Source organism: Klebsiella sp. C360 (assembly GCF_048822415.1).
In the GTDB taxonomy this organism is placed as follows: domain Bacteria; phylum Pseudomonadota; class Gammaproteobacteria; order Enterobacterales; family Enterobacteriaceae; genus Klebsiella; species Klebsiella quasipneumoniae.
Genome location: NZ_JBMEZZ010000006.1, coordinates 299,353 through 321,493, shown reverse-complemented (window position 1 = coordinate 321,493; position 22,141 = coordinate 299,353). Strand labels below are relative to the sequence as shown.

The window sequence follows — 22,141 nt, the reverse complement described above, 5'->3', positions numbered from 1 at the left end:
GGCGCGGGGAGGGTACGGCCTCCCCGCGCCCGCCGGCTTAGTGATCGAGATAGATATAGTTTTCCCAGCTCTTCATGCGGATCAAGATCTTCCGGATCAGCGACAGCTCTTTCAGATGATCCGAGTAGACCGCCGCCTCGAGGGTGGCCCCCTGCGGCAGGGCGTATTCGGCAAAACGCGGATCGGTCACCTTCAGCACCACCAGCGCCCGGCCATGGGTATTGAGCGCGTCCGTGGTCAGCAGTTTGCCCTGGCCCTGAAACTGACTCTCGCCAATCGCCGGCAGCACGTCGGCCACTTCCCCGCGGAAGACGGTGCCCGGAATGGCCGGAAACATCAGCTCCGCGGGCTCGCCTTTATGCAGACGCTGCAGGGCGTTCTGGCGAAATGCCGCGACATACTCCCGCGAGGCGTCGCCCTCCACCGGCACAAAGGTCATCACCGGCAGCATCCCCAGCGCGGTGGACATGGTGCCTGGCCGTAAGCCGACGGTGCTGACATAGCCGTCTTCCGGGGCGCGGACGACGGTGTTATCCAGCTGAAACTGCGCCTTCTGCAACTGCGCCAGCAGGGAGGCCACGGTGGTATTTTTGCCCTTCACCACCGAGTCCAGCGCGTTACGCGCCTGAACCACGTTCGCCTGAGCCGCGCTGACGCTGGCTTCATCGGCTTTCCACGTCTGCAGACGGGTATCGACCATTTGATCGGAGAAGGCACCCTGAGCATGCCCCTCCCGAAAGCGGGCATACTCCCGCCGCGACTGGTCGCGCTGGGCCACCGCTCTGCTCAGCTCGGCCTCCGCCTGGCTTAACGCGGCGTTGAGGGAGAGCGCATCCTGACTGGCCGCTTTAATTTGCGCCTGCAGATCGTCCACCTTTGCCTGGAACGGCGTCGGGTCGAGAGTAAACAGCACATCGCCCTTATGCAGCCTCTGGTTAGGCTTCACCGGTACGGTCTGCACCCGACCGCGCACCTGCGACACAATCGGCACGGTGCGAAACACCTGATTACCGACGTCGGTATAGGGGAAGTTGTAGTTCATCCCGAAGATCACCGCGCCAATCAGGGCGATACCGCCGAGCACCGCCGTCGGCACGGTCCACTTATTGAGCGGAATGCGGAAAACTTTAAACACCACGATGCATAGCGCGGCGTAGGTCAGCAACATTAACGTTTCCATTATTCTGCCTCCTTCGCTTTAAGTTCCTCGACCTCGCGCTGCACCTGCTCCAGTCGCTGAGCGACCGTCTCCAGACGCTGATGCAGGGCCTGCTGATCGTCGGCGATGCGGCGCATTCCCCATCCGCGGTCTTCGCGCCACAGCGTCGCCCAGATCCACAACAAGGGCCACAGGGCATGCAGGGTAAATAAGCTGACCCAGCCGGCATAATGAATCGCATCCTGATGAGGATGGCGCCGCTCTTTGGCGATTTCATAAGGAATATCGTGAATAACAATCACGCCATAAAAAAGTATTAAGGCCACGGCGATGAGAATGGCCAGCGCCACATAGTCCAGGGTCATAAAATAACTCCAGAGTGAAAGGTTAAATAAATAAAACGGCCAGGTTCAGGCGTAACGGGGCCGGGGGAAAACGCGCGCGTAGCGCTTTCCTCGGGCGGGTTTTAGCGACGTTATGTCGGGGAGCCGACGAACCTGAATCAGAATTTCTCAGGAATATGACGGTCGATGGAAATCAGTTTGCCTTTTTTCACCGTGATATATCCTCCCTCGCGCAGGGCGGCCAGCACCTGATAAACATAGCTGCGCGAAAGATTGGTTCGCTTAATAATAAATGCCGACAGGCTTTCATGCTGACCACCATCGATTCCTCCACGATATAAATAGCGCGACAGCATTGATTTAATGGTCTGAAAGCTGGTCTGGCTGCCGCGTTCATAGTGGGCATCAAGGGCAAATATGCCCATATAGGCCAGGATCGTGGTCAGCTCTTGCATATAGCCCGGCGACGAATGAAAGAATATCCGTTCAAAATCGCTGGCGGATATTTTCGCCAGCTGGCATTCGCCCAGACACCGATAATAGAGCGCCACCGACGGACAATAATGTTCAAGCAGCCCTAACGGCATATGCGCGATAACAATCCCGATCAGGTTCTGCTCATCACCAAAGGCCAGCGTCATTTGCCCCTGCAGCAAAAAATAGAGATAGCCCGGCTGCGGCAGAAATGGCTGGTCTTTACTCAGGCTCAGGGTTTCACTGCAGGCGATGACCGCCGGCAGGTGCGTGGTCAGCGACAGCTTCTGGTACCGATCGTAAATATCGCCAAAACTGGGGTTCATCGCGCTACGCACTCCTTCACCTTTTATCACCGCGGCGGGGTTAACCGCGGCCTGTGGAACTATACCTAAGCGGGTCAGGAAGGAAAAGTCCAGATCTGGAGTGGCGAAATATTCCGCCTGGCTCACATTTTTTACCCTCGCCCCGCCCTTTCGTCCACCAATCGTTCCGCTTGCCGCCAGGCTGTGCTTTAATTAGCTAAACCGGTTTAACAAAGTTTAGCTAAGAGGAGCTGTCCTATGAATGGTAAAATCTGGGTACTCGGCGATGCGGTCGTCGATCTCCTGCCCGACGGAGAGGGCCGCCTGCTGCAATGCCCCGGTGGCGCGCCGGCCAACGTCGCGGTCGGCGTGGCGCGGCTCGGCGGCGACAGCGGGTTTATCGGCCGCGTCGGCGACGATCCGTTCGGTCGCTTTATGCGCCACACCCTGGCGCAGGAGCAGGTCGATGTGGATTTTATGCGCCTCGACGCGACGCAGCGCACCTCCACGGTGGTGGTCGATCTCGATCGGCACGGAGAGCGCACCTTTACCTTTATGGTCCGCCCGAGCGCCGACCTGTTTCTTGCGCCTGAGGATCTTCCGCCGTTCGCCGCCGGCCAGTGGCTGCACGTCTGCTCTATCGCCCTCAGCGCGGAACCGAGCCGCAGCACGGCATTCGCGGCGATGGAGGCGATAAAGCGCGCCGGGGGCTATGTCAGCTTCGATCCCAATATCCGCAGCGACCTGTGGCAGGATCCGCAGGAGCTGCGCGACTGTCTCGACCGGGCGCTGGCCCTCGCCGACGCCATAAAACTGTCGGAAGAGGAGCTGGCTTTTATCAGCGGCAGCGACGACATCGTCAGCGGCATCGCCCGGTTGAACGCCCGCTTCCAGCCGACGCTGCTGCTGGTCACCCAGGGCAAAGCGGGAGTTCAGGCCGCGCTGCGCGGGCAGGTTAGCCACTTCCCCGCCCGCCCGGTAGTGGCCGTCGATACCACCGGCGCCGGCGATGCCTTTGTCGCCGGGCTGCTCGCCGGGCTCGCCGCCCACGGCATCCCTGACAACCTCGCCGCCCTGGCGCCGGACCTCGCGCTGGCGCAAACCTGCGGCGCGCTGGCCACCACCGCCAAAGGCGCCATGACCGCCCTGCCCTACAGGGAGGATCTTCAGCGCTCGCTGTGATCCCGTTGGGCCGGCTAACGGCCCACTTTGCTGGCGACATCACAATTCTTAAACCGGTTTAGCAATTTTTATTTTCACTGCGTTACCGACATGTTTACCATATCAACTAAACCGGTTTAGCAAACGTTAGCACACTCACTGATTTACCTTTGGATGTCACCAACATGTATAAAAAACGGAAGTTAGCCATTCTTATTGCTTTGCTAACCGGCGCCGCCGCCGCCCATGGGCAGACAGACCTGAACAGCATTGAAGCGCGTCTCGCCGCCCTGGAAAAACGTCTGCAGGATGCCGAGACCCGCGCCAGTACCGCCGAAAGCCGCGCCGCCTCTGCGGAGCAGAAAGTTCAGCAGCTAACCCAGCAGCAGCAGCAAACCCAGGCCACCACCCAGCAGGTGGCCAAGCGCACCACCCAACTGGAAGAAAAAGCCGAACGGCCCGGCGGCTTTGAGTTCCACGGCTACGCCCGCTCCGGGGTGATCATGAACGACTCCGCCGCCAGCACGAAATCCGGGGCCTATATGACCCCCGCCGGGGAGACCGGCGGCGCCATTGGTCGTCTTGGCAACCAGGCCGACACCTATGTGGAAATGAACCTCGAACATAAGCAGACCCTGGACAACGGGGCGACCACCCGTTTCAAAGTGATGGTGGCCGACGGGCAAACTACCTATAACGACTGGACGGCGAGCAGCAGCGACCTGAACGTGCGCCAGGCGTTCGTCGAGCTGGGCAACCTGCCGACCTTCGAGGGTCCGTTCAAAGGCTCGACCCTGTGGGCCGGGAAACGCTTTGACCGCGACAACTTCGACATCCACTGGGTTGACTCGGATGTGGTGTTCCTCGCCGGGACCGGCGGCGGGATCTACGACGTGAAGTGGAACGACAGCCTGCGCAGCAACTTCTCGTTATATGGCCGCAACTTTGGCGATATCGCCGACAGCAGCAACAGCGTGCAGAACTATATCGTCAGCATGAATAACTTTGCCGGCCCGGTGCAGATGATGGTCAGCGGGATGCGGGCGAAAGATAATGACGACCGCCAGGACGCGAACGGCAATCTGGTGAAAGGCGATGCCGCTAACACCGGGGTTCATGCCCTGCTGGGTCTGCACAATGAGAGCTTCTATGGTCTGCGCGACGGGACCAGCAAAACGGCCCTGCTGTACGGCCACGGACTGGGCGCCGAGGTCAAAGGCATCGGCTCCGACGGCGCGCTGCGTCCGGGGGCCAATACCTGGCGTTTCGCCAGCTACGGCACCACGCCGCTGAGCGATCGCTGGTTTATTGCCCCGGCCGTGCTGGCGCAGAGCAGTAAAGACCGCTATGTCGATGGCGACAGCTATCAGTGGGCCACTCTCAACCTGCGTCTGATTCAGGAGGTCACGCAGAACTTCGCCCTCGCCTGGGAGGGCACCTATCAGTACATGGATCTGCAGCCTGAAGGCTACAACGATCGCCATGCGGTCAACGGCAGCTTCTACAAGCTGACCTTCGCCCCGACCTTCAAGGTCGGCAGCATCGGCGACTTCTTCTCGCGCCCGGAGATCCGCTTCTACACCTCGTGGATGGACTGGAGCAAAAAGCTGGATAACTACGCCAACGACGACGCGTTAGGCAGCAACGGATTCAAATCGGGCGGCGAATGGTCGTTCGGTATGCAAATGGAGACCTGGTTCTGACGTGAACCCGGACGACAGGGTAAGTCACACATAAATATAAGGTTCGCGGTGCCTGCCACGGCCGGCGCCGCCCACGCCATATCATCATGCATTCAGAGGGTACTATGGATTTTGAACAGATTTCCCGGTCACTGCTTCCCCTGCTGGGCGGCAAGGAAAATATCGCCAGCGCCGCGCACTGCGCCACCCGCCTGCGGCTGGTGCTGGTCGACGACGCGCTCGCCGACCAGCAGGCGATTGGCAAAATCGACGGCGTGAAAGGCTGCTTTCGCAATGCCGGCCAGATGCAGATCATCTTCGGCACCGGGGTGGTCAATAAAGTCTATGCCGCCTTTATCCAGGCGGCGGGCATCAGCGAATCGAGCAAATCCGAAGCCGCCGACCTGGCGGCGAAAAAGCTGAACCCGTTCCAGCGCATCGCCCGCCTGCTGTCCAACATCTTCGTGCCGATTATTCCGGCCATCGTCGCCTCCGGCCTGCTGATGGGCCTGCTGGGGATGGTGAAAACCTACGGCTGGGTCGACCCGGGCAACGCTATCTATATCATGCTGGATATGTGCAGCTCGGCGGCGTTTATCATTCTGCCGATCCTGATCGGCTTTACCGCCGCCCGCGAATTTGGCGGTAACCCTTATCTGGGCGCGACCCTCGGCGGGATCCTCACCCACCCGGCATTGACCAACGCCTGGGGCGTCGCCGCCGGCTTCCACACCATGAATTTCTTCGGCATCGAAGTGGCGATGATCGGCTATCAGGGCACGGTCTTCCCGGTGCTGCTGGCGGTGTGGTTTATGAGCCTTGTCGAGAAACGGCTGCGCCGCATTATCCCTGACGCGCTGGATCTGATCCTCACGCCGTTCCTGACGGTGATTATCTCCGGCTTTATCGCCCTGCTGCTGATCGGCCCGGCCGGCCGCGCGCTCGGCGACGGCATTTCGTTTATCCTCAGCACGCTTATCAGCCACGCCGGCTGGCTGGCGGGCCTGCTGTTTGGCGGCCTCTATTCGGTGATCGTCATTACCGGTATCCATCACAGCTTCCATGCCATCGAGGCGGGTCTGCTCGGCAATCCGTCGATCGGCGTCAACTTCCTGCTGCCGATCTGGGCCATGGCCAACGTCGCCCAGGGCGGCGCCTGCTTTGCGGTGTGGTTTAAAACCAAAGATGCAAAAATCAAAGCTATCACCCTGCCGTCGGCGTTTTCGGCGATGCTGGGGATCACCGAGGCGGCAATCTTCGGGATTAACCTGCGCTTTGTGAAACCGTTCATCGCCGCGCTGGTGGGCGGTGCCGCCGGCGGCGCCTGGGTGGTATCGATGCACGTCTACATGACCGCGGTGGGCCTGACGGCGATCCCGGGAATGGCCATCGTGCAGGCCAGCTCGCTGCTGAACTACATTATCGGGATGGCGATCGCCTTCGCCGTGGCCTTCACGCTCTCTCTGACGCTGAAATACAAAACGGACGCTGAATAATGTCATTACCGTCACGCCTGCCTGCGATCCTGCAGGCCGTTATGCAGGGCCAGCCGCAGGCGCTGGCCGACAGCCATTACCCGCAATGGCATCTGGCGCCGGTCAGCGGACTGCTGAACGATCCCAACGGCTTTTGCCAGGTCGCCGGGCGTTACCACCTGTTTTATCAGTGGAACCCGCTCGCCTGCGACCACACCTACAAGTGCTGGGGACACTGGAGCTCAGCCGATCTGCTGCACTGGCGGCATGAACCTATCGCCCTGATGCCGGATGAAGAGTATGACCGCAACGGCTGCTACTCCGGCTGCGCGGTCGAGTTCGAGGGCGCCCTGACCCTGTGCTATACCGGCAACGTGAAATTCCCCGACGGCGGGCGCACCGCCTGGCAATGTCTGGCGACGGAAAATGCCGATGGCACCTTCCGCAAGCTGGGGCCGGTGCTGCCGCTGCCGGAAGGCTATACCGGCCATGTGCGCGACCCTAAAGTGTGGCGACAGGACGGGCGCTGGTACATGGTCCTCGGGGCGCAGGATGTGCAACAGCGCGGCAAAGTGCTGCTGTTTACCGCCAGCGACCTGCGGGATTGGCGCCTGGTGGGCGAGATAGCCGGGCATGACGTTAACGGCCTGGCGAACGGCGGCTACATGTGGGAGTGCCCGGACCTGTTTCCGCTGGCGGACACCCACCTGCTGATCTGCTGCCCGCAGGGGCTGGCCCGCGAAGCGCAGCGCTTTCTCAATACCTATCCGGCGGTGTGGATGGCAGGCCGTTTCGACGCCGAACGCGGCGCCTTCGACCATGGTCCGCTGCACGAGCTGGACAGCGGATTTGAGTTCTACGCGCCGCAAACCATGCTGGCCGAGGATGGCCGCCGCCTGCTGGTCGGCTGGATGGGCGTCCCGGATGGGGAAGAGATGCATCAACCCACCCGCGCGCAGGGGTGGATCCACCAGATGACCTGCGTGCGCGAGCTGGAGTGGCAGGCGGGCACCCTGTATCAGCGCCCGCTGCGCGAGCTGGCCGCCCTGCGCGGCGAAGCCGAGGGCTGGCGCGGACAGACCCTTCCCCTCGCCCCGATGGAGCTGGCCTTTGACATCGCCCCCAACAGCACGCTGGGGCTGGATTTTGCCGGCGCCCTGCAGCTCACCGTCAACCGCGACGGCCTGCGTCTGTCGCGCCGCGGGCTGCAGACGGCGGAGATGCATCACCGCTACTGGCGCGGCGAGGCGCGGCGCCTGCAGATCTTTATCGACCGCTCCAGCGTGGAGATTTTCATCAACGATGGCGAAGGGGTGATGAGCAGCCGCTTCTTCCCGGGCTATCCGGGGCAGTTAATCTTCAGCGGTGCGACGCCGGTGGCATTCTGCCGCTGGCTGCTGCGGCCATGCATGGTAGAATAACCGTTTTGCTTTCAGGCTCCCGGGTGCTGATGAAAACCAAACGCGTAACTATCAAAGATATCGCCGAACTGGCGGGCGTCTCCAAAGCGACCGCCAGTCTGGTGCTTAACGGTCGTGGCAAAGAGCTGCGCGTGGCGCAGGAGACGCGCGAGCGCGTGCTGGCGATCGCCCGCGAGCAGCACTATCAACCCAGCATTCACGCGCGCTCGCTGCGCGATAACCGCAGCCATACCATTGGCCTGGTGGTGCCGGAAATCACCAACTACGGGTTTGCCGTTTTCTCCCATGAGCTTGAGACGCTCTGCCGGGAAGCCGGCGTGCAGCTGCTTATCTCCTGCACCGACGAAAACCCCGGCCAGGAGAGCGTGGTGGTCAATAACATGATTGCCCGCCAGGTCGACGGCCTGATCGTCGCCTCGTGCATGCACAGCGATGCCGACTACCTGAAGCTCAGCGAACAGCTGCCGGTGGTGCTGTTTGACCGCTCCCCCAGCGACAGCGCCCTGCCGCTGGTGATGACCGACTCGGTCACCCCAACGGCCGAGCTGATCTCCCGCATCGCCCCTCAGCATGCGGACGAGTTCTGGTTTCTCGGCGGCCAGCCGCGGCTATCGCCATCGCGCGACCGGCTGGCGGGATTCACCCAGGGCCTGGCTCAGGCGGGGGTCACGCTGCGTCCCGAGTGGGTGATCAACGGCAACTATCACCCCAGCTCCGGCTATGAGATGTTCGCCGCGCTCTGCGCGCGGCTGGGCCGGCCGCCGAAAGCGCTGTTCACCGCGGCCTGCGGCCTGCTCGAAGGGGTCCTGCGCTATATGAGCCAGCACCATCTGCTGGACTCCAATATTCATCTCGCCAGCTTCGACGATCACTATCTGTACGATTCACTTTCCCTACGCATTGATACCGTGCAACAGGATAATCGCCAGCTGGCCTGGCACTGCTACGATCTGCTCAGCCAGCTGATCGACGGCCAGGCGCCGGAGCCGCTCCAGCGCTATCTGCCCGCCACCCTGCAGTTTCGCCATGCCTGACGGCGCCGTCGGCAATTAGCGTTTTCGCCGGGCGCCCGCCGCCCGCCTCACCGCCAGCAGCGTGCCGGCGAGCACCGCGCCGAGGCCCATCGTGACTGGCCAACGGTAAGCCATCAGCAGCGAGGGCAAACCGCCGTCCGGCGCCAGCATCACGAGATTCCAGCCCGCCAGGCCTGCATTGCCGTTCAGCGCCCGGCTTAACATCCGCTGATGCGGGGCGAAGGGCTGAATGGTCTGGTAATGGCTGCCGAACAGCGGCGGCTGCATCTCCCTGGGAAATTGCGCCTGAACCTGGGCCAGCACGCTGGCCGGCAGCGCATGCGATGCCGCCAGCAGATGCCCGTCGCTATTTACCAGCAGCAGCTGATAATGTCGCTGCCGGGCCAGGGCATAGAGATCCGCGCGCATCACCGCCAGCGGCCAGGTGGCTTCCCGCTGCCGCGCCGGCGTGTTCATCCGCCGTTCGAGGCGTGACGCCACCCACTGCGCATCCTTCTCCAGCTGACGGGTATACATTTCGCGGCAAACCTCTCTGGCCAGAAAATGCCCGCCCCGGCCGATGATCAGGATCGCCAGGCCAACGAGCAGCGTGACGATCACGCCCCTTCTTCCCGGTCGCCAGACCGGCGAGGATTTGCCTATGGATGGTGTATTCATACGACTCCAGAAACAAGGGGGCAAGGCGTGGCCCCCTGGCGAATGGACAACAAAAGTCGCGAAACTGTACAGGATGCGCAGCGCGGGAAAAATAGACAGCCGGCGCCAGGCGGGGAGTATTTTGTTTATTTCTGGACAGGACTGGCGGCAACGACGCGCTTCGCCGTTGCCGCCAGTTGATAAGATTAGTGTTTTTTCCGGTTACGGCGCATGTCGATGGTCACCGCCGCGACGATAATGATCCCTTTAATAATATCCTGCACGTAGGCATCGACGCCGACAAAGGTAAAGCCGCTCTTGATCAGGCCAAGGATCATCGCGCCAATCAGGGTGCCGGTAATGCGCCCCACCCCGCCCATTAAGCTGCTGCCGCCGATCACCGCTGCGGCAATCGCGTCCAGCTCGTAGGACATCCCCATGCTGGACTGGCCGCTGCTGACGCGCGCCGCCAGCACCACCCCCGCCAGCCCGGAGAGCGCCCCGGCGATGGTGTAGACAATCACCAGGTACTTATTCACGTTGATGCCGGACACTTTGGCCGAGGTCATGTTGCCGCCGATGGCATACACATATTTGCCATACCGGGTATGCTTCAGCGCAATGTGAAACACCGCGGCGATCACGAAGAAGATGATCACCGGCATCGCCCCCTGACCTATCGCCGTAAAGCTGTCGGAGAGGAAGCTTATCGGATTGCCCTGAGTGTAATACTGCGCCAGACCGCGCGCCGAGACCATCATCCCGAGGGTGGCGATAAACGGCGGGATACCGGTTCGCGTCACCAGGAAACCGTTGGTCAGCCCGCACAGCAGGCCGACGCCGATCCCCGCGCAAATCGGGATCACCGCCGGCAGGTTGACCAGCGCCGGGAACATCGGCGACAGGCTGTCGGAGGTTTGCGCCAGGCTCGCCGCCACCACCGCCGCGAGGGCGATAACCGAGCCGGAGGAGAGGTCAATCCCGGTGGTGATGATCACCTGGGTGACGCCGACGGCGATGATGCCGATGATCGCCACCTGCAGCACAATCAGCACCAGGCGGTTGGTATTGAGCAGGAACGACTGGTCGCGAACATACCAGCCGGCGATTTCAAATGTCAGGGCAATCACCAGCATCACCACAAAGATGCCGGTATCTTTCGGCATTTTATGCCGCAAATTAGCGAAGAAGGAGGAACCCTCGCTGGCCGGAGCCGCCGTTAATTTCATATTACTCATTCTCTGTGCCTCAATGGGATGCCAACGACAAAATGGTTTCCTGGTCGGCTTCGTCTTTTTCCAGGATGCCGGTGATACGACCTTCATGCATCACCATGACCCGGTCACTCATGCCAAGGATTTCCGGCAGCTCAGAGGAGACCATAATGACCGCCACCCCCCGATTCGCCAGTTCACTGATAAGATGATAAATTTCCGCCTTCGCCCCGACGTCGATGCCGCGGGTCGGCTCATCGAGAATTAAGATTTTCGGTTGCGCTAACAGCCAGCGCGCAATCAGGACTTTTTGCTGATTCCCCCCGCTGAGGTTATTAATAATTTGATCCATCGTCGGCGTTTTAATATTGAGCCGGCGGATTTGCTCCATGCAGTCTTCGGCCATTTTCACGTGCTGGACAAAACCGCTCTTGCCGATATATTCCGGCATTTTGACGATACTCATATTTTCCAGCACCGACAGCACCAGAAACAGGCCCGACTTTTTGCGGTCTTCGGTTAATAACGCCATCCCCTTTTCAATCGCCACGGAGGGAGAATCAATGGTCACCGGCGCCCCGTCGATCAGCACTTCGCCGCTGTCGAAGCGTTCCATACCGAACAGGCTTTCCATCACCTCGCTGCGCCCGGCGCCCACCAGCCCGGCCACGCCGAGGATCTCGCCGCGACGCACGGTAAAGCTGACGTCATGAAACACGCCCTGACGCGTCAGGTTGCGCACCGTCAGCACCTCTTCGCCGATGGTGTTATTAAATTTCGGGAACAGCTGGGTTAATTCGCGGCCCACCATCTGGGTGATCAGCGACTGGCGGGTAAATTCGGTGGTGTTTTTGCTCCCCACCCAGGTGCCGTCGCGAAAGACGCTGATCTCATCGGTGATCGCGAAGATCTCATCCATTTTATGGCTGATATAGATGATCGCTTTGCCCTGGGCCCGCAGGTCGCGGATGATGGTGAACAGGTGAGCCACCTCGCCTTCGGTCAGCGCCGAAGTGGGCTCATCCATGATCACAATATCCGCGTTCCATGAGACCGCTTTGGCAATCTCCACCATCTGCTGGGCGGCGATGCTCAGGTCGCCCACCAGCCGGTCGGCAGTTAAGCGAATATTCAGCTTATCCAGCAGCGCCTGGGTCTGGCGGGTCAGCTGGCCGTGGTCGACAAAGCCGTACTTCATCGGCTCGCGCCCCAGCCAGATATTCTCCGCCACCGTCATATGCGGCACCAGATTCAGCTCCTGGTGAATCATCGAGATCCCCGAGCGCAGCGCATCCATGGTGTCGGTAAACTCCACCGGCTCACCTTTCACGCGAATCGATCCTTTATCCGGGCGATAGATACCGATCAGGCACTTCATTAGCGTGGATTTACCGGCGCCGTTCTCGCCCATCAGGGCGTGCACCGTTCCCGGGCGCACGCGTAATGAGACATTGTCGAGCGCCTTCACGCCGGGGAAGAACTTACTGATACCTTCGGCTTCAAGGGCAAAAGCGTTCATACATCCACCTCCGTACCACAGGTTGGCCAGGATTATTTCTGATTACGATTGGTAAATTCAGCCATGTTTTCTTTGGTGATCAGCTGATACGGCACGTCGATGATCTTTTCCACTTTCTCGCCGTTCGCCAGCTTAATGGCCGCGTCTACGGCGCCCTCGCCCTGGCCTTTCGCATCCTGGAAGATGGTGGCGATCATCTTGCCGCTCTTCAGCATCTGCAGCGCATCCGGGGTGCCATCCACGCCGGCGATGAGAATATGGTTCGGGTTTTTACCCAGCGCCTGCAGGGCGCCGATCGCCATTTCATCGTTGTTGGAGGCGATGGCCTGGATATCTTCGCCGCTGGTCATCCAGTTGCTGACCACGTCCACGGCGTCATTGCGGGTAAATTTCGCGGTCTGCTTTTGCACGATTTTGATGTTCGGGTATTTCGCCACGACCTCTTCCACCCCTTTGGTGCGGTCGCGAGTGGATTCATTCGCCAGGTCGCCGAGCAGGATCGCCACATTGCCCTTGCCGTTCATCGCTTTCGCCAGCGCTTCCATCTGCAGACGGCCGGCGAGAATCGAGTCCGACCCCACATAGGCCATCTTGTCGGTCAGCTCCGCCTGCGGGCGACGGTTTACAAACACCAGTGGGATCCCGGCTTTGGTGGCCTGATCCATGATCGGTTTCACCGCGTTGGTATCCACCGGGTTGACGATAATGGCGTCCACGCCCTGGCCGATAAAGTTCTGCACCTGCTGCAGCTGCTGGGAGACATCCCCTTTCGCGTCCTCGATCTGCGATTTCACCCCATCTTTTTTCATCTCTTTTTGCATCGAAGTACGCAGGATCGTCAGGAAGTTATCGTCAAACAGCGCCATCGAGACGCCAATGGAGACATCTTTTGCCATAACCACCGCAGGCAGCATGCAGGCTAACAAAGAGGCAACAATCGTTTTCTTAATATTCATAGTTGATCCTTGATTTTGTAGGTACGCCGGTGAATGAAACAAAATGAAAAATTAATTTCAGTCAGATTGCGACAAATGTCTGTTGTGACGGCGACAGCGCTACGGGGTTTTCCGCATTTCGTCGTGATCGGAATCACAAATAATGGCTGTTTTATCATCACTTTTTTGAAACATCAGTCCATTTATGCCACACCGTGAATTCCAGACCATTTATTTCATTAACAAGACATTTGAAACTTTTATAAGTAAATAACTGAAATGAAAATTTTAAAACCATGCAGTAACAGAATTTTGACAGACATCTAACATTGCTGCATAAATGAGCGAAAAATGAGAGGCAGACAACGCTTTACAGCGATCGCCCCCGGCGGGGAGATCCGCGTTGTCAGGAAGGGAGGCGCCGTACGCCTTAGTCGACGTTCTCGGCGCTGTAAAGGATAAAGTCGACTTTCCCGTCGGCATAGGTTTGCGGCTGATAGCCGGACTCCAGATGGCGCAGCATCAGGTCGATCGCCAGCTGGGCGTGCTGGCGGGTGTTCTGATCGAGCGTTAACGCCAGGCTGCCCCTGGCCAGCTGCTGGCGGGTGGTATTGTAGCGCTCATGGGTGATCCAGCAGACGTCGCCTTCGCGGCGGTGGCGAGCCAGCGCCTCGGCAATCTGAGTATTGCCAAGTCCGGTGTTATAGATCCCGACAATATGCCGGCTGCGGCACAGGGCCTGCTCCAGCAGGCGGGTGATCTGCTCCCGCCGCTCTTCGCCCGCCAGCACCTCGTTGAGCTGCAGATGGGGAAAGCGCTGGCTCAGCACCTCGCGGAACCCCTGAATGCGCAGGCGATGCGCGCTGTAATCCTCCCGGCCGCTCACCATCAGCACCTCCCCGGGCCGCGGCGTCATTCTCCCCATCATTAACCCCGCCGTGCGGCCAGCCTGCAACTGATTGATCCCAACGTGGCAGAGCCGGTCGGCGCCGGGCAGATCTGTCGCCAGGGTAATGACGGGGACGCCCGCTTCCCGACAGCGGCGCAGCGCGTCATGCACCACAGGATGGTCATTGCCGAAAACGATGATCCCCTGACGCTGCTGGCCGCTGCGCATAATGCGCCGGGCCAGGGTCGCCGGCTGCGACTCCGGGACAAAGGTGCGGTGCAGGGTCAGACGACGATAGCCGAGGCTATCCGCGACGGCGGCGAAATCCTGCGCCAGCTGCGGAAAAAAGAAAGAGTCATTGCTGCTGAGAAAGAGCTCAATCTGCCAGGGAAAGCGGTGCTCCTCTGGCAGGATCCGCTTCAGCCCCGCCTCCCGCGCCGCCTGCAGCACTTTGCGCGTGGTCTGCGGCGATACGCCGCCGCGTTCGTTCAGCACCCGGTCAACGGTGGCCACGCCGACGCCAATCTGTCTGGCCAGCATCGCCAGTGACATGTTTTTCATCGCCCCTCTCTTCAATGATGGAAATACATCAAAACGGCAGTGTCAGTGAGTTTAGCAAACCGATTATGGTGGCAGCGTCCCCTCGCCATTCTGGAGAATAAAATGAAGTGCAAACGTTTTGCCCTGGTAGGCAGTGGTTTTATCGGTCAGGTTCATGCCGCCAGCCTCGCCCGTCACGACGGGAGCGAGTTGACGATGGTGGCCGATGCCGCGCCGGAGCGCGCCCAGGCGCTGGCCGCCCGCTATGGCGCCCGGGCGGTGACGGTGAGCGAGGCTCTCCGTAGCGACGCCATCGACGCTGTGCTGATCGCCAGCTCGACCCCGTCGCATGCCGAACTGCTGGAAGCCGCCGCCCGGGCGGGCAAGGCGGTCTATTGCGAAAAACCGATCGACCTTTCCCTGGCGCGCGCCCGCGAGGTGGTGGAGCGGGTGCTTCCCCTTAAGGTGCCGGTCACCGTCGGCTTTAACCGGCGCTTTGACAGCAGCCATCAGCAGTTGCGCCGCCAGCTGGAGCAGGGAGCGATCGGCAGGGTCGAGCTGGTGCAGATGGTCTGTCGCGCCTCCAGCATGCCGCCGCTCGACTATCTGCGCAGCTCCGGCGGTCAGATGCGCGATCAGGCGATCCATTTCTTCGATCTTCTGCGCTTTCTCACCGGCGATGAAGTGCATACCGTAGCGGCGATGGGCGCGGCGCTGGCCCTGCCGGAAATCGCCGAATTTGGCGATGTCGACACCTCCATCCTGATGATGCAGATGCGCGGCGGCGCGCTGGCGCAGCTGGACAACACCCGCCGCACCGGCCACGGGTATGATGAACGGATCACCCTGCTGGGGGCAGAGGGCGCGCTGGAGTCCGGCAGCCAGTCGCCGGCGGGCCCTACCCTGTGGCGCGGCAATCAGCGCATTGAGCCAGGCCTGTGGCCGGACTGGTTCAGCCGGGTGCAAGGATCTTATTACCAGCATCTCGACGCCTTTATCCGCTCTCTGAATGGTGAAACCGTGGCCGACCTGCCCGGCCTGATGGACGGCCTGCAGGCGCAGGCCATTGCCGAAGCGGCGGTTCAGTCTCTGCAGCGCGGCCAGTTTGTCGCCGTCGACGACTGTCGGTGAGTGGTTGCGTGGCAACCGCTATCAGGCTCTGAACCTGCCTTTATGCCGGGCGGCGGCGACGCCTTGCCCGGCCTACGGGCATGATAACCATCCATATCACACAGTTGCAGTGACCTCCCAGGCCCGCGCAAGCACAGCGCCGCCGGGCAGCAGATATCCGGAACCGTGCGCGTCCCGGTGCCGGGCAATGGCGTGCACGCTCGCGCTGTCTGCAAAACCAAAGCCCGGCCGGCCCCTTAACGTTCTTCGTTAAACACCGCGCCCACCTGGCGCCGCACCTCATCCATCACCTGCAGATTCTGCAACACCCGACTGAGCGGCCGCAGCGGCGAGTCCCGCAGCCCCTGACCGATGCACCAGGCAAAATGCTCCGCCTGCCAGAACAGCTGATCGTAGCGATTGCGCGGCTCTTCCCAGCGCAGCGCCTGCCCGCCCTGGCTGGCGGCGAGCGTGAACCCGCCGGGGGCGTAAAACTGACCGTCGATCGTCAGGGTCGCCTGGCGTCCGGCCACCACCGCCCCGCCCGGCGTGTTGCTGAACAACGTCGTGTTTAACAGCCCCTGCATCCCGTTCCGCCAGCTGAATAGCATTGACGTCTGGCCGTTAAGCCCCTCCGCCGTCGCGCGGCCGCGGGCGACAATCTCCTGCGGCATGCCACCCACCATCAGCGCAAACGAGGTCAAATAGCTGCCGAGATCCATCATCGGCCCGCCGGCAAGGTCGGCATTAAAGATGCGGTGGTCGGTAGTGAAATACTCGCCGTGATCGGCCAGCAGGGTATGCAGGTCGCCGAGTACCCCATCCTCCAGCAGCTGGCGGATCACATCATACTTCGGCGCGTAATCGCACCACATCGCCTCCAGCGCCAGCTTCCCCTGGCGGGCGGCTTCGGCCTGCAGTTCACCTCCTTCGCCGAGGTTGAGCGCGAAGGGCTTCTCTATCAGCACATGTTTGCCCGCCTTCAGCGCCTGCATGCCGTCGGGAAAGTGATGGTTGTGCGGCGTCGCAATATAGACCGCATCAATATCCGGACGCGCCAGCATCTCCTCCACCCGGCCGTAAGCCTGGGGGATCCCCCATTCCGCGGCTACCCGGTCGGCCTTCGCCTGGCTGCGGGAGGCAACGGCCACCACCTGCTGCCGGCTCTGGGTTTTCAATGCGTGCACAAAGCGCTCGGCGATCCAGCCCGGACCGATGATGCCCCAGCGCAGGGAGGGAATGCTCTGCGCCGCCGGGCGGCGCGGGGTCGGTAATTGTGAGGGAAACATAGCGGCTCCTTAATCCTTAACCACGTTAACCCAGCGACGGCTGACCATCGAGGCTTCAATCGCCGACAGCACGCGCTGATTCTGTAAACCAAATTCAAAGCTGGGATAGCAGTCGTCGTCCCCACAAATTCCCTGCACCAGGTCATGCACTTCCATCACCTTGACGTCAAAATAGCCCAGCCCGCCGCCGCCAAAATCGAAGCCGAAGAAGCCGGCATAGGCCGGGATCTGGCTCCCGGCATACAGCGTTTTAAAGCCGCGGTCGTGTTTGTCATCGCGGAAGCGATACACCTGCAGTTCGTTAAAGCGCTCCCCGTCCATATACAGCGTGCCTTCGGTGCCGGAGACCTCCCAGAACACGCCGAAGATGCGCCCGGCGGCGATGCGCGAAGCCTCAATCACCCCCGCGGCGCCGCTGTCGAAATTGACCAGGCACTGAACCTGATCGTCATTTTCCACTTCCCGCCACTCGGCATCGGCCGCGACCCGGCTGGCATACCCGGCATCGGTCTGTGGCACCGGACGCTGGCGCAGGCAGGTTTGCGCGCTGGCGGTCACTTCACGGATCCCGCCCATCAAAAACTGGGCGACGGACAGGGTATGGGCGCCGAGGTCGCCAAGCGCCCCGCTGCCGCCGAGGGTTTTCGAGCAGCGCCAGGACCAGGGCAGGTTCGGGTCGTTATAAAACCCCTGATCAAAGGTGCCGCGGAAGCGCACCGGTTCGCCAATATCGCCCCGGGCGATAAGCTGCTTTGCCAGCAGCGCCGCCGGGGTTTTAATGTTGTTAAAGGCCACCATGGTCTTCACCCCCGCGCGCCGGGCCGCCTGCGCCATCTCCTGCGCCTGCTGCTCGTTAACCGCCAGCGGTTTCTCGCAATAGACATGTTTACCCGCCGCGATCGCCGCCATCGCCATCGTGTAGTGCAGATGGTTCGGCGAGGTAATATCCACCACGTCCACCAGCGGATCGTTCACCAGTTCGCGCCAGTCACCGTAAGCTTTCTCCGCCCCCAGCTTCACCGCATGACGTTCAGCCAAAGCCTGATCCTGATCCGCCAGCGCGTAAAGATAGGGGCGCTTCGGCAGACCGGGATAGAACATGGCCGCGCGACGGTAAGCGTCGGCGTGCGCCTGGCCCATAAAACCGGAGCCGATAAGACCAATATTTAACCGCGCGCTCATGATGCGTGCTCCTCTGATGATGACGGGGACGAAAAGTGGTGCGCCAGCCAGGCGAAGGCGCGGCGGGCGGTGGCAAACGGCGGCGCCATCGCCGGGTCCTGCTCGGCTTCGATAATCAGCCAACCGCGGTAGTCGCTGTCCCGGGCAAAGTCGAGGATCGGCGCATAGTCGATGCAGCCGTCGCCAGGGATGGTAAACAGCCCGGCGCGCACCGCCTCGTTAAAGCTCAGGTTTTCGCGATACAGGCGCCCCAGCACCTGCGGACGGACGTCTTTCAGATGCAGATGGCGGATACGGTGGCCATATTTCTCCAGCACGCGCGGGATATCGACCCCGGCGACGAAGGCGTGTCCGGTATCAAACGCCAGCCCGACGTTGTCATGGGTCTGGGACAGAAACCGCTCCAGTTCGTCGTCGTGCTCCACCAGCATCATCAGATGATGGTGATAGGCCAGCCGGAGGCCGTAGTCCCGCAGCAGCAGGTCGGCAAAGGTATTTAGCTTATGGCAATACGCCGTCAGGCTGACGCGGCTTAACGGCGGCGAGAGCGAGATCGGCTCATCAAGCGGCGTTTCACCGGGCAGTTGCCCGCACTCGCCATAGACCATTACCCTGGCGCCGAGCTGCTGCAGTAGCTGCGCGTGGCCCCGCACCGCCTCCAGCTCCGCTTCCACGCTGCGGTCGCCCAGCAAGCCGCTGTACCAGCCTGACGCCAGGCGCAGGTCAGCCGCCGCCAGCAGAGGCCCCAATGTCTCCGCCTGGCGGGGAAACTTCCGCCCTAACTCAATGCCCTGAAACCCCGCCTCCCGCGCCTCGCGCAGACACGTGTCGAGAGGGATATCGCCGCCTAAATCCTCCAGCACATCGTTGGTCCAGCACAGGGGGCTAATGCCCCACTGCAGGTGCTCTGTCGCCATGTTTATCTCCTTTTCAGCCAGTCGTCTGGTGTGCCGTCACTATAAGCAGGCGACGACCAGCGATGAAAACGGAGAAATGATGGAAATCCATCATTGCCGCGGGCGAAATATCCGCTGGCGCGAGTAGCCCTGAAAAATAAATGGAAATAATGCTTGCCGCAGGCTTATTTTGCAGATAAAAATTACTGGCTTAATAACCCGTTTCAGAGGTTATCCCTTTCATTCGAAATATGATGATAGCAATATGAAAAAATCTCAACACCGCAGCGGCGCGGGTTTAAGCCCTGCGCCCAGGCCAGGCCTGCTGTTATTTGCGTAAGTGACAAATAGTCCCTTTTAAAACATCAATTACTTAACATTCTCTCTGCAATAATATGACATGCAGCGGGAAGGTACGGTGATAAATAAGCCCAGGGTAATGATGTTTTTACAAATAAATAACCCTTCTCCTTTCTGCTCGTTAGTTATCAGGAATGGCTGCGGTTATATTTATTCTGACGCCCCCGGAGAATGCACCAATGTGTATCAACCTTTATGACAATGCGCGCCGCTATCGCGATGAGAAACAACAAGATGAATAAGACCTGGCTTTTCACCACCCTCACCCTGGCGCTGGTCGCCGCCGCGCCGGCCCACGCCATTAGCGCGAAATACCGGGAACAGCTTGAACGCTCCGGTTGCACGCAGATGACCGACGGGACCACTTGCGATATTCATAAAACCAAAGCCGAGAATGCCGCCGCCGCGCAGCAGGCCAGCAGCGGCTTCGGCCCCTGGGTGGGCACCTGGTATGTTTATACTGACTATGGCAATAAAATTGATGAGATTACCGTCACCGCTAAAACGGTGAAAACCCATGGTCATCTGGTCGAGGAGGCGAAAGCCAGCCAGGGTAAATTGACGTTCCGGGTGAAAAGCTCAGCCTTTACGCTGAACGACGCCTTTAACGGCGTATGGGCAAACGGCAGCCAGCGCGGCACGTTGCAAAAAGTCCTGTAATAACATTGCCCTGCCGACAGGATGGGGATAATGCAGGAAGAACCTCCCGGCGCAGGCCGGGAGGGAGTGCAACGGTTTACTTCTGCGGACGCATCGCCGGGAAGAGGATCACGTCGCGGATGGTGTGGCTGTTGGTAAACAGCATCACCATCCGGTCGATACCGATGCCCAGACCGGCGGTCGGCGGCAGACCGTACTCCAGCGCGGTGACGTAGTCTTCGTCATAGAACATCGCTTCGTCATCGCCCGCCGCTTTGGCGTTAACCTGATCCTGGAAACGCTGCGCCTGGTCTTCGGCGTCGTTCAGCTCGCTGAAACCGTTACCGATTTCGCGGCCGCCGATGAAGAACTCGAAGCGGTCGGTGATTTCCGGATTGACGTCGTTACGGCGCGCCAGCGGGGAGACTTCCGCCGGGTATTCGGTGATGAAGGTCGGCTGGATGAGGTGCGCTTCCGCCACTTCGTCGAAGATTTCGGTGACGATGCGCCCCAGACCCCAGCTTTTCTCTACCTGAATACCGAGAGATTCCGCCAGCGCTTTCGCCGCGTCGAAGTTATCCAGATCCGCCATGTTGGTTTCCGGACGATGTTTTTTGATCGCCTCGCGCATGGTCAGTTTTTCAAACGGCTTGCCGAAGTCAAACACCTGGTCGCCATACGGCACCTCGGTTTTGCCCAGCACCGTCTGCGCCAGGGTGCGGAACAGCGACTCGGTCAGCTCGATCAGGTCTTTGTAGTCCGCGTACGCCATGTACAGTTCCATCATGGTGAACTCTGGGTTATGGCGTACCGAGATCCCTTCGTTGCGGAAGTTACGGTTGATTTCAAACACGCGTTCGAAGCCGCCGACCACCAGACGTTTCAGATACAGTTCCGGCGCGATGCGCAGGTACATATCGAGATCCAGCGCGTTGTGATGGGTGATAAACGGACGGGCGGAAGCGCCGCCGGGGATCACCTGCATCATCGGGGTTTCCACTTCCATAAAGCCGCGGGCTACCATGAACTGACGCATGGTCGCGAGGATCTGCGAGCGGATGCGGAACGTATGGCGCGACTCTTCGTTAGCGATCAGATCCAGATAGCGCTGGCGATAGCGGACTTCCTGATCCTGCAGGCCGTGGAATTTATCCGGCAGCGGGCGCAGGGCTTTGGTCAGCAGGCGCAGCTCGGTGCAGTGGATGGAGAGTTCGCCGGTTTGCGTTTTGAACAGCTTGCCGCGGGCGGCGATGATGTCGCCAAGGTCCCATTTCTTAAACTGTTCGTTGTAGACGCCTTCCGGCAGGTCATCGCGGGCCACGTACAGCTGGATACGGCCGCCGACGTCCTGGAGGGTGACGAAGGAGGCTTTACCCATCACGCGGCGAGTCATCATCCGGCCGGCCACCGCAACTTCAACGTTCAGGGAAGCGAGTTCATCGTTATCCTTCGCATCGAATTCAGCGTGCAATTGGTCAGAGGTATGATCGCGACGGAAATCGTTGGGGAAAGCTACGCCCTGCTCACGCAGCGCAGCCAGTTTTTCGCGACGAGTTTTCAGTTCATTATTAAGGTCAATGGCCTCATCGGCACCTTGTGCTTGTTGTTCAGACATATGGGTTCCTCATAACCTTGCTTTCAAACTAGCTTCGATAAATTGAACCAGGTCACCCTTCCGCGCGGCCTGTCTCCGGCTTCACACCGAAGAACAAGAGTAACGAATCTGGCTTCTCTTCAAGCTGATCTCACTCAGCTATGCCTTCACTAACGGTATTTTTTATCGTTGGCTTCCGCGCCTGCCAGAATATCCTCCTCCTGTTCAGTAAACGGTGCAAGGAGCGGCTTGTCGCTCCACTGTTGGGGTTACCGATCCCCGG

Annotated in this window: 19 protein-coding genes and 1 pseudogene; 8 read left to right on the top strand and 12 right to left on the bottom strand. The window is 60.3% G+C overall.

The genetic code is table 11. The features are described from left to right. Nucleotides 1-37 precede the first annotated feature (37 nt). The 3 genes from ACOI7D_RS18260 to ACOI7D_RS18250 all read right to left on the bottom strand — a co-directional run bounded on the left by ACOI7D_RS18260 (nt 38) and on the right by ACOI7D_RS18250 (nt 2,303). Nucleotides 38-1,180, bottom strand: a complete 1,143-nt coding sequence (locus ACOI7D_RS18260; RefSeq protein WP_023288696.1) for an HlyD family secretion protein — start codon at nt 1,178-1,180, stop codon at nt 38-40. Continuing rightward, nucleotides 1,180-1,524 carry a DUF3302 domain-containing protein gene (locus ACOI7D_RS18255; protein ID WP_044521392.1) on the bottom strand — a complete coding sequence of 115 codons (345 nt, stop codon included), beginning with the start codon at nt 1,522-1,524 and terminating at the stop codon, nt 1,180-1,182. Before ACOI7D_RS18255 ends, ACOI7D_RS18260 begins: the two co-directional genes overlap by 1 nt. A gap of 137 nt (nt 1,525-1,661) precedes the next feature. Then, a complete protein-coding gene (locus tag ACOI7D_RS18250; protein WP_072096480.1) occupies nt 1,662-2,303 on the bottom strand; it encodes a Crp/Fnr family transcriptional regulator in 642 nt (213 codons plus the stop codon). Nucleotides 2,304-2,540: 237 nt separating this feature from the next. On the opposite strand from ACOI7D_RS18250, the gene ACOI7D_RS18245 reads away from it, so the two are divergent. The 5 genes from ACOI7D_RS18245 to ACOI7D_RS18225 all read left to right on the top strand — a co-directional run bounded on the left by ACOI7D_RS18245 (nt 2,541) and on the right by ACOI7D_RS18225 (nt 9,055). Next, entirely contained in the window at nt 2,541-3,464 is a 924-nt protein-coding gene (locus ACOI7D_RS18245) for an aminoimidazole riboside kinase (RefSeq protein WP_050533039.1), read from the top strand. Nucleotides 3,465-3,628: 164 nt separating this feature from the next. Then, on the top strand, nt 3,629-5,146 hold the full coding sequence (locus ACOI7D_RS18240) for a carbohydrate porin (protein ID WP_023288692.1): 1,518 nt from the start codon (nt 3,629-3,631) through the stop codon (nt 5,144-5,146). A 104-nt stretch (nt 5,147-5,250) separates the two neighbouring features. Then, nucleotides 5,251-6,621 (top strand): sucrose-specific PTS transporter subunit IIBC, encoded by a 1,371-nt coding sequence (locus ACOI7D_RS18235; protein ID WP_023288691.1) that lies wholly within the window; start codon nt 5,251-5,253, stop codon nt 6,619-6,621. Then, on the top strand, nt 6,621-8,021 hold the full coding sequence (locus ACOI7D_RS18230) for a sucrose-6-phosphate hydrolase (RefSeq protein ID WP_109546585.1): 1,401 nt from the start codon (nt 6,621-6,623) through the stop codon (nt 8,019-8,021). The genes ACOI7D_RS18235 and ACOI7D_RS18230 overlap by 1 nt, the downstream gene beginning before the upstream one ends. Nucleotides 8,022-8,044: 23 nt before the next feature. Then, the gene (locus ACOI7D_RS18225) at nt 8,045-9,055 is read left to right on the top strand and encodes a LacI family DNA-binding transcriptional regulator (RefSeq protein WP_017898803.1); all 1,011 of its coding nucleotides are present in this window, start codon (nt 8,045-8,047) and stop codon (nt 9,053-9,055) included. A 47-nt stretch (nt 9,056-9,102) separates the two neighbouring features. Here the strand turns inward: ACOI7D_RS18225 and ACOI7D_RS18220 are convergent. From ACOI7D_RS18220 to ACOI7D_RS18200, 5 genes and pseudogenes are all read right to left on the bottom strand, one after another. Continuing rightward, nucleotides 9,103-9,712, bottom strand: a pseudogene (locus ACOI7D_RS18220) (hypothetical protein). A 185-nt stretch (nt 9,713-9,897) separates the two neighbouring features. Then, nucleotides 9,898-10,920, bottom strand: coding sequence for an ABC transporter permease (locus ACOI7D_RS18215; protein WP_004152946.1), 1,023 nt, complete (start codon nt 10,918-10,920; stop codon nt 9,898-9,900). A gap of 19 nt (nt 10,921-10,939) precedes the next feature. Continuing rightward, nucleotides 10,940-12,424, bottom strand: a complete 1,485-nt coding sequence (locus ACOI7D_RS18210; protein WP_004202401.1) for a sugar ABC transporter ATP-binding protein — start codon at nt 12,422-12,424, stop codon at nt 10,940-10,942. Nucleotides 12,425-12,456: 32 nt separating this feature from the next. Beyond that, on the bottom strand, nt 12,457-13,380 hold the full coding sequence (locus tag ACOI7D_RS18205) for a sugar ABC transporter substrate-binding protein (protein WP_002892597.1): 924 nt from the start codon (nt 13,378-13,380) through the stop codon (nt 12,457-12,459). Between the two features lie 409 nt (nt 13,381-13,789). Continuing rightward, nucleotides 13,790-14,809, bottom strand: coding sequence for a LacI family DNA-binding transcriptional regulator (locus ACOI7D_RS18200; protein ID WP_023288687.1), 1,020 nt, complete (start codon nt 14,807-14,809; stop codon nt 13,790-13,792). Nucleotides 14,810-14,911: 102 nt separating this feature from the next. Here ACOI7D_RS18200 and ACOI7D_RS18195 point away from each other — a divergent pair, with 102 nt between their 5' ends. Beyond that, nucleotides 14,912-15,919, top strand: coding sequence for a Gfo/Idh/MocA family oxidoreductase (locus ACOI7D_RS18195; protein ID WP_048334269.1), 1,008 nt, complete (start codon nt 14,912-14,914; stop codon nt 15,917-15,919). Between the two features lie 236 nt (nt 15,920-16,155). Here the strand turns inward: ACOI7D_RS18195 and ACOI7D_RS18190 are convergent, their stop codons facing one another. The 3 genes from ACOI7D_RS18190 to iolE are packed head-to-tail and all read right to left on the bottom strand — an operon-like array spanning nt 16,156 to nt 19,286. Next, nucleotides 16,156-17,187 carry a Gfo/Idh/MocA family protein gene (locus ACOI7D_RS18190; protein WP_050533044.1) on the bottom strand — a complete coding sequence of 344 codons (1,032 nt, stop codon included), beginning with the start codon at nt 17,185-17,187 and terminating at the stop codon, nt 16,156-16,158. A 9-nt stretch (nt 17,188-17,196) separates the two neighbouring features. Continuing rightward, nucleotides 17,197-18,369: a Gfo/Idh/MocA family protein gene (locus tag ACOI7D_RS18185; RefSeq protein ID WP_105490865.1), complete on the bottom strand. Its 1,173-nt coding sequence runs from the start codon at nt 18,367-18,369 to the stop codon at nt 17,197-17,199. Next, nucleotides 18,366-19,286 carry a myo-inosose-2 dehydratase gene (gene iolE / locus ACOI7D_RS18180; RefSeq protein WP_050533045.1) on the bottom strand — a complete coding sequence of 307 codons (921 nt, stop codon included), beginning with the start codon at nt 19,284-19,286 and terminating at the stop codon, nt 18,366-18,368. The genes ACOI7D_RS18185 and iolE overlap by 4 nt, the downstream gene beginning before the upstream one ends. Here iolE and ACOI7D_RS18175 point away from each other — a divergent pair. Next, entirely contained in the window at nt 19,285-19,413 is a 129-nt protein-coding gene (locus tag ACOI7D_RS18175; RefSeq protein ID WP_254915157.1) for a hypothetical protein, read from the top strand. The genes iolE and ACOI7D_RS18175 overlap by 2 nt on opposite strands. Nucleotides 19,414-19,859: 446 nt before the next feature. Continuing rightward, the gene (locus ACOI7D_RS18170) at nt 19,860-20,285 is read left to right on the top strand and encodes a hypothetical protein (protein WP_032429107.1); all 426 of its coding nucleotides are present in this window, start codon (nt 19,860-19,862) and stop codon (nt 20,283-20,285) included. Nucleotides 20,286-20,361: 76 nt separating this feature from the next. Here ACOI7D_RS18170 and lysS read toward each other — a convergent pair whose 3' ends face one another. After that, the gene (gene lysS / locus ACOI7D_RS18165; RefSeq protein ID WP_004202393.1) at nt 20,362-21,879 is read right to left on the bottom strand and encodes a lysine--tRNA ligase; all 1,518 of its coding nucleotides are present in this window, start codon (nt 21,877-21,879) and stop codon (nt 20,362-20,364) included. Nucleotides 21,880-22,141 lie beyond the last annotated feature (262 nt).

Coding starts and splice junctions, on each gene's coding strand:
- ACOI7D_RS18190 (WP_050533044.1), bottom strand. CDS start 17,187: ATGTTTCCCTCACAATTACCGACCCCGCGCCGCCCGGCGGCGCAGAGC.
- ACOI7D_RS18210 (WP_004202401.1), bottom strand. CDS start 12,424: ATGAACGCTTTTGCCCTTGAAGCCGAAGGTATCAGTAAGTTCTTCCCC.
- ACOI7D_RS18255 (WP_044521392.1), bottom strand. CDS start 1,524: ATGACCCTGGACTATGTGGCGCTGGCCATTCTCATCGCCGTGGCCTTA.
- ACOI7D_RS18260 (WP_023288696.1), bottom strand. CDS start 1,180: ATGGAAACGTTAATGTTGCTGACCTACGCCGCGCTATGCATCGTGGTG.
- ACOI7D_RS18195 (WP_048334269.1), top strand. CDS start 14,912: ATGAAGTGCAAACGTTTTGCCCTGGTAGGCAGTGGTTTTATCGGTCAG.
- ACOI7D_RS18230 (WP_109546585.1), top strand. CDS start 6,621: ATGTCATTACCGTCACGCCTGCCTGCGATCCTGCAGGCCGTTATGCAG.
- ACOI7D_RS18235 (WP_023288691.1), top strand. CDS start 5,251: ATGGATTTTGAACAGATTTCCCGGTCACTGCTTCCCCTGCTGGGCGGC.
- lysS (WP_004202393.1), bottom strand. CDS start 21,879: ATGTCTGAACAACAAGCACAAGGTGCCGATGAGGCCATTGACCTTAAT.
- ACOI7D_RS18245 (WP_050533039.1), top strand. CDS start 2,541: ATGAATGGTAAAATCTGGGTACTCGGCGATGCGGTCGTCGATCTCCTG.
- ACOI7D_RS18205 (WP_002892597.1), bottom strand. CDS start 13,380: ATGAATATTAAGAAAACGATTGTTGCCTCTTTGTTAGCCTGCATGCTG.
- ACOI7D_RS18185 (WP_105490865.1), bottom strand. CDS start 18,369: ATGAGCGCGCGGTTAAATATTGGTCTTATCGGCTCCGGTTTTATGGGC.
- ACOI7D_RS18215 (WP_004152946.1), bottom strand. CDS start 10,920: ATGAAATTAACGGCGGCTCCGGCCAGCGAGGGTTCCTCCTTCTTCGCT.
- ACOI7D_RS18170 (WP_032429107.1), top strand. CDS start 19,860: ATGAATAAGACCTGGCTTTTCACCACCCTCACCCTGGCGCTGGTCGCC.
- ACOI7D_RS18240 (WP_023288692.1), top strand. CDS start 3,629: ATGTATAAAAAACGGAAGTTAGCCATTCTTATTGCTTTGCTAACCGGC.
- ACOI7D_RS18175 (WP_254915157.1), top strand. CDS start 19,285: ATGTTTATCTCCTTTTCAGCCAGTCGTCTGGTGTGCCGTCACTATAAG.
- ACOI7D_RS18250 (WP_072096480.1), bottom strand. CDS start 2,303: ATGAACCCCAGTTTTGGCGATATTTACGATCGGTACCAGAAGCTGTCG.
- iolE (WP_050533045.1), bottom strand. CDS start 19,286: ATGGCGACAGAGCACCTGCAGTGGGGCATTAGCCCCCTGTGCTGGACC.
- ACOI7D_RS18200 (WP_023288687.1), bottom strand. CDS start 14,809: ATGAAAAACATGTCACTGGCGATGCTGGCCAGACAGATTGGCGTCGGC.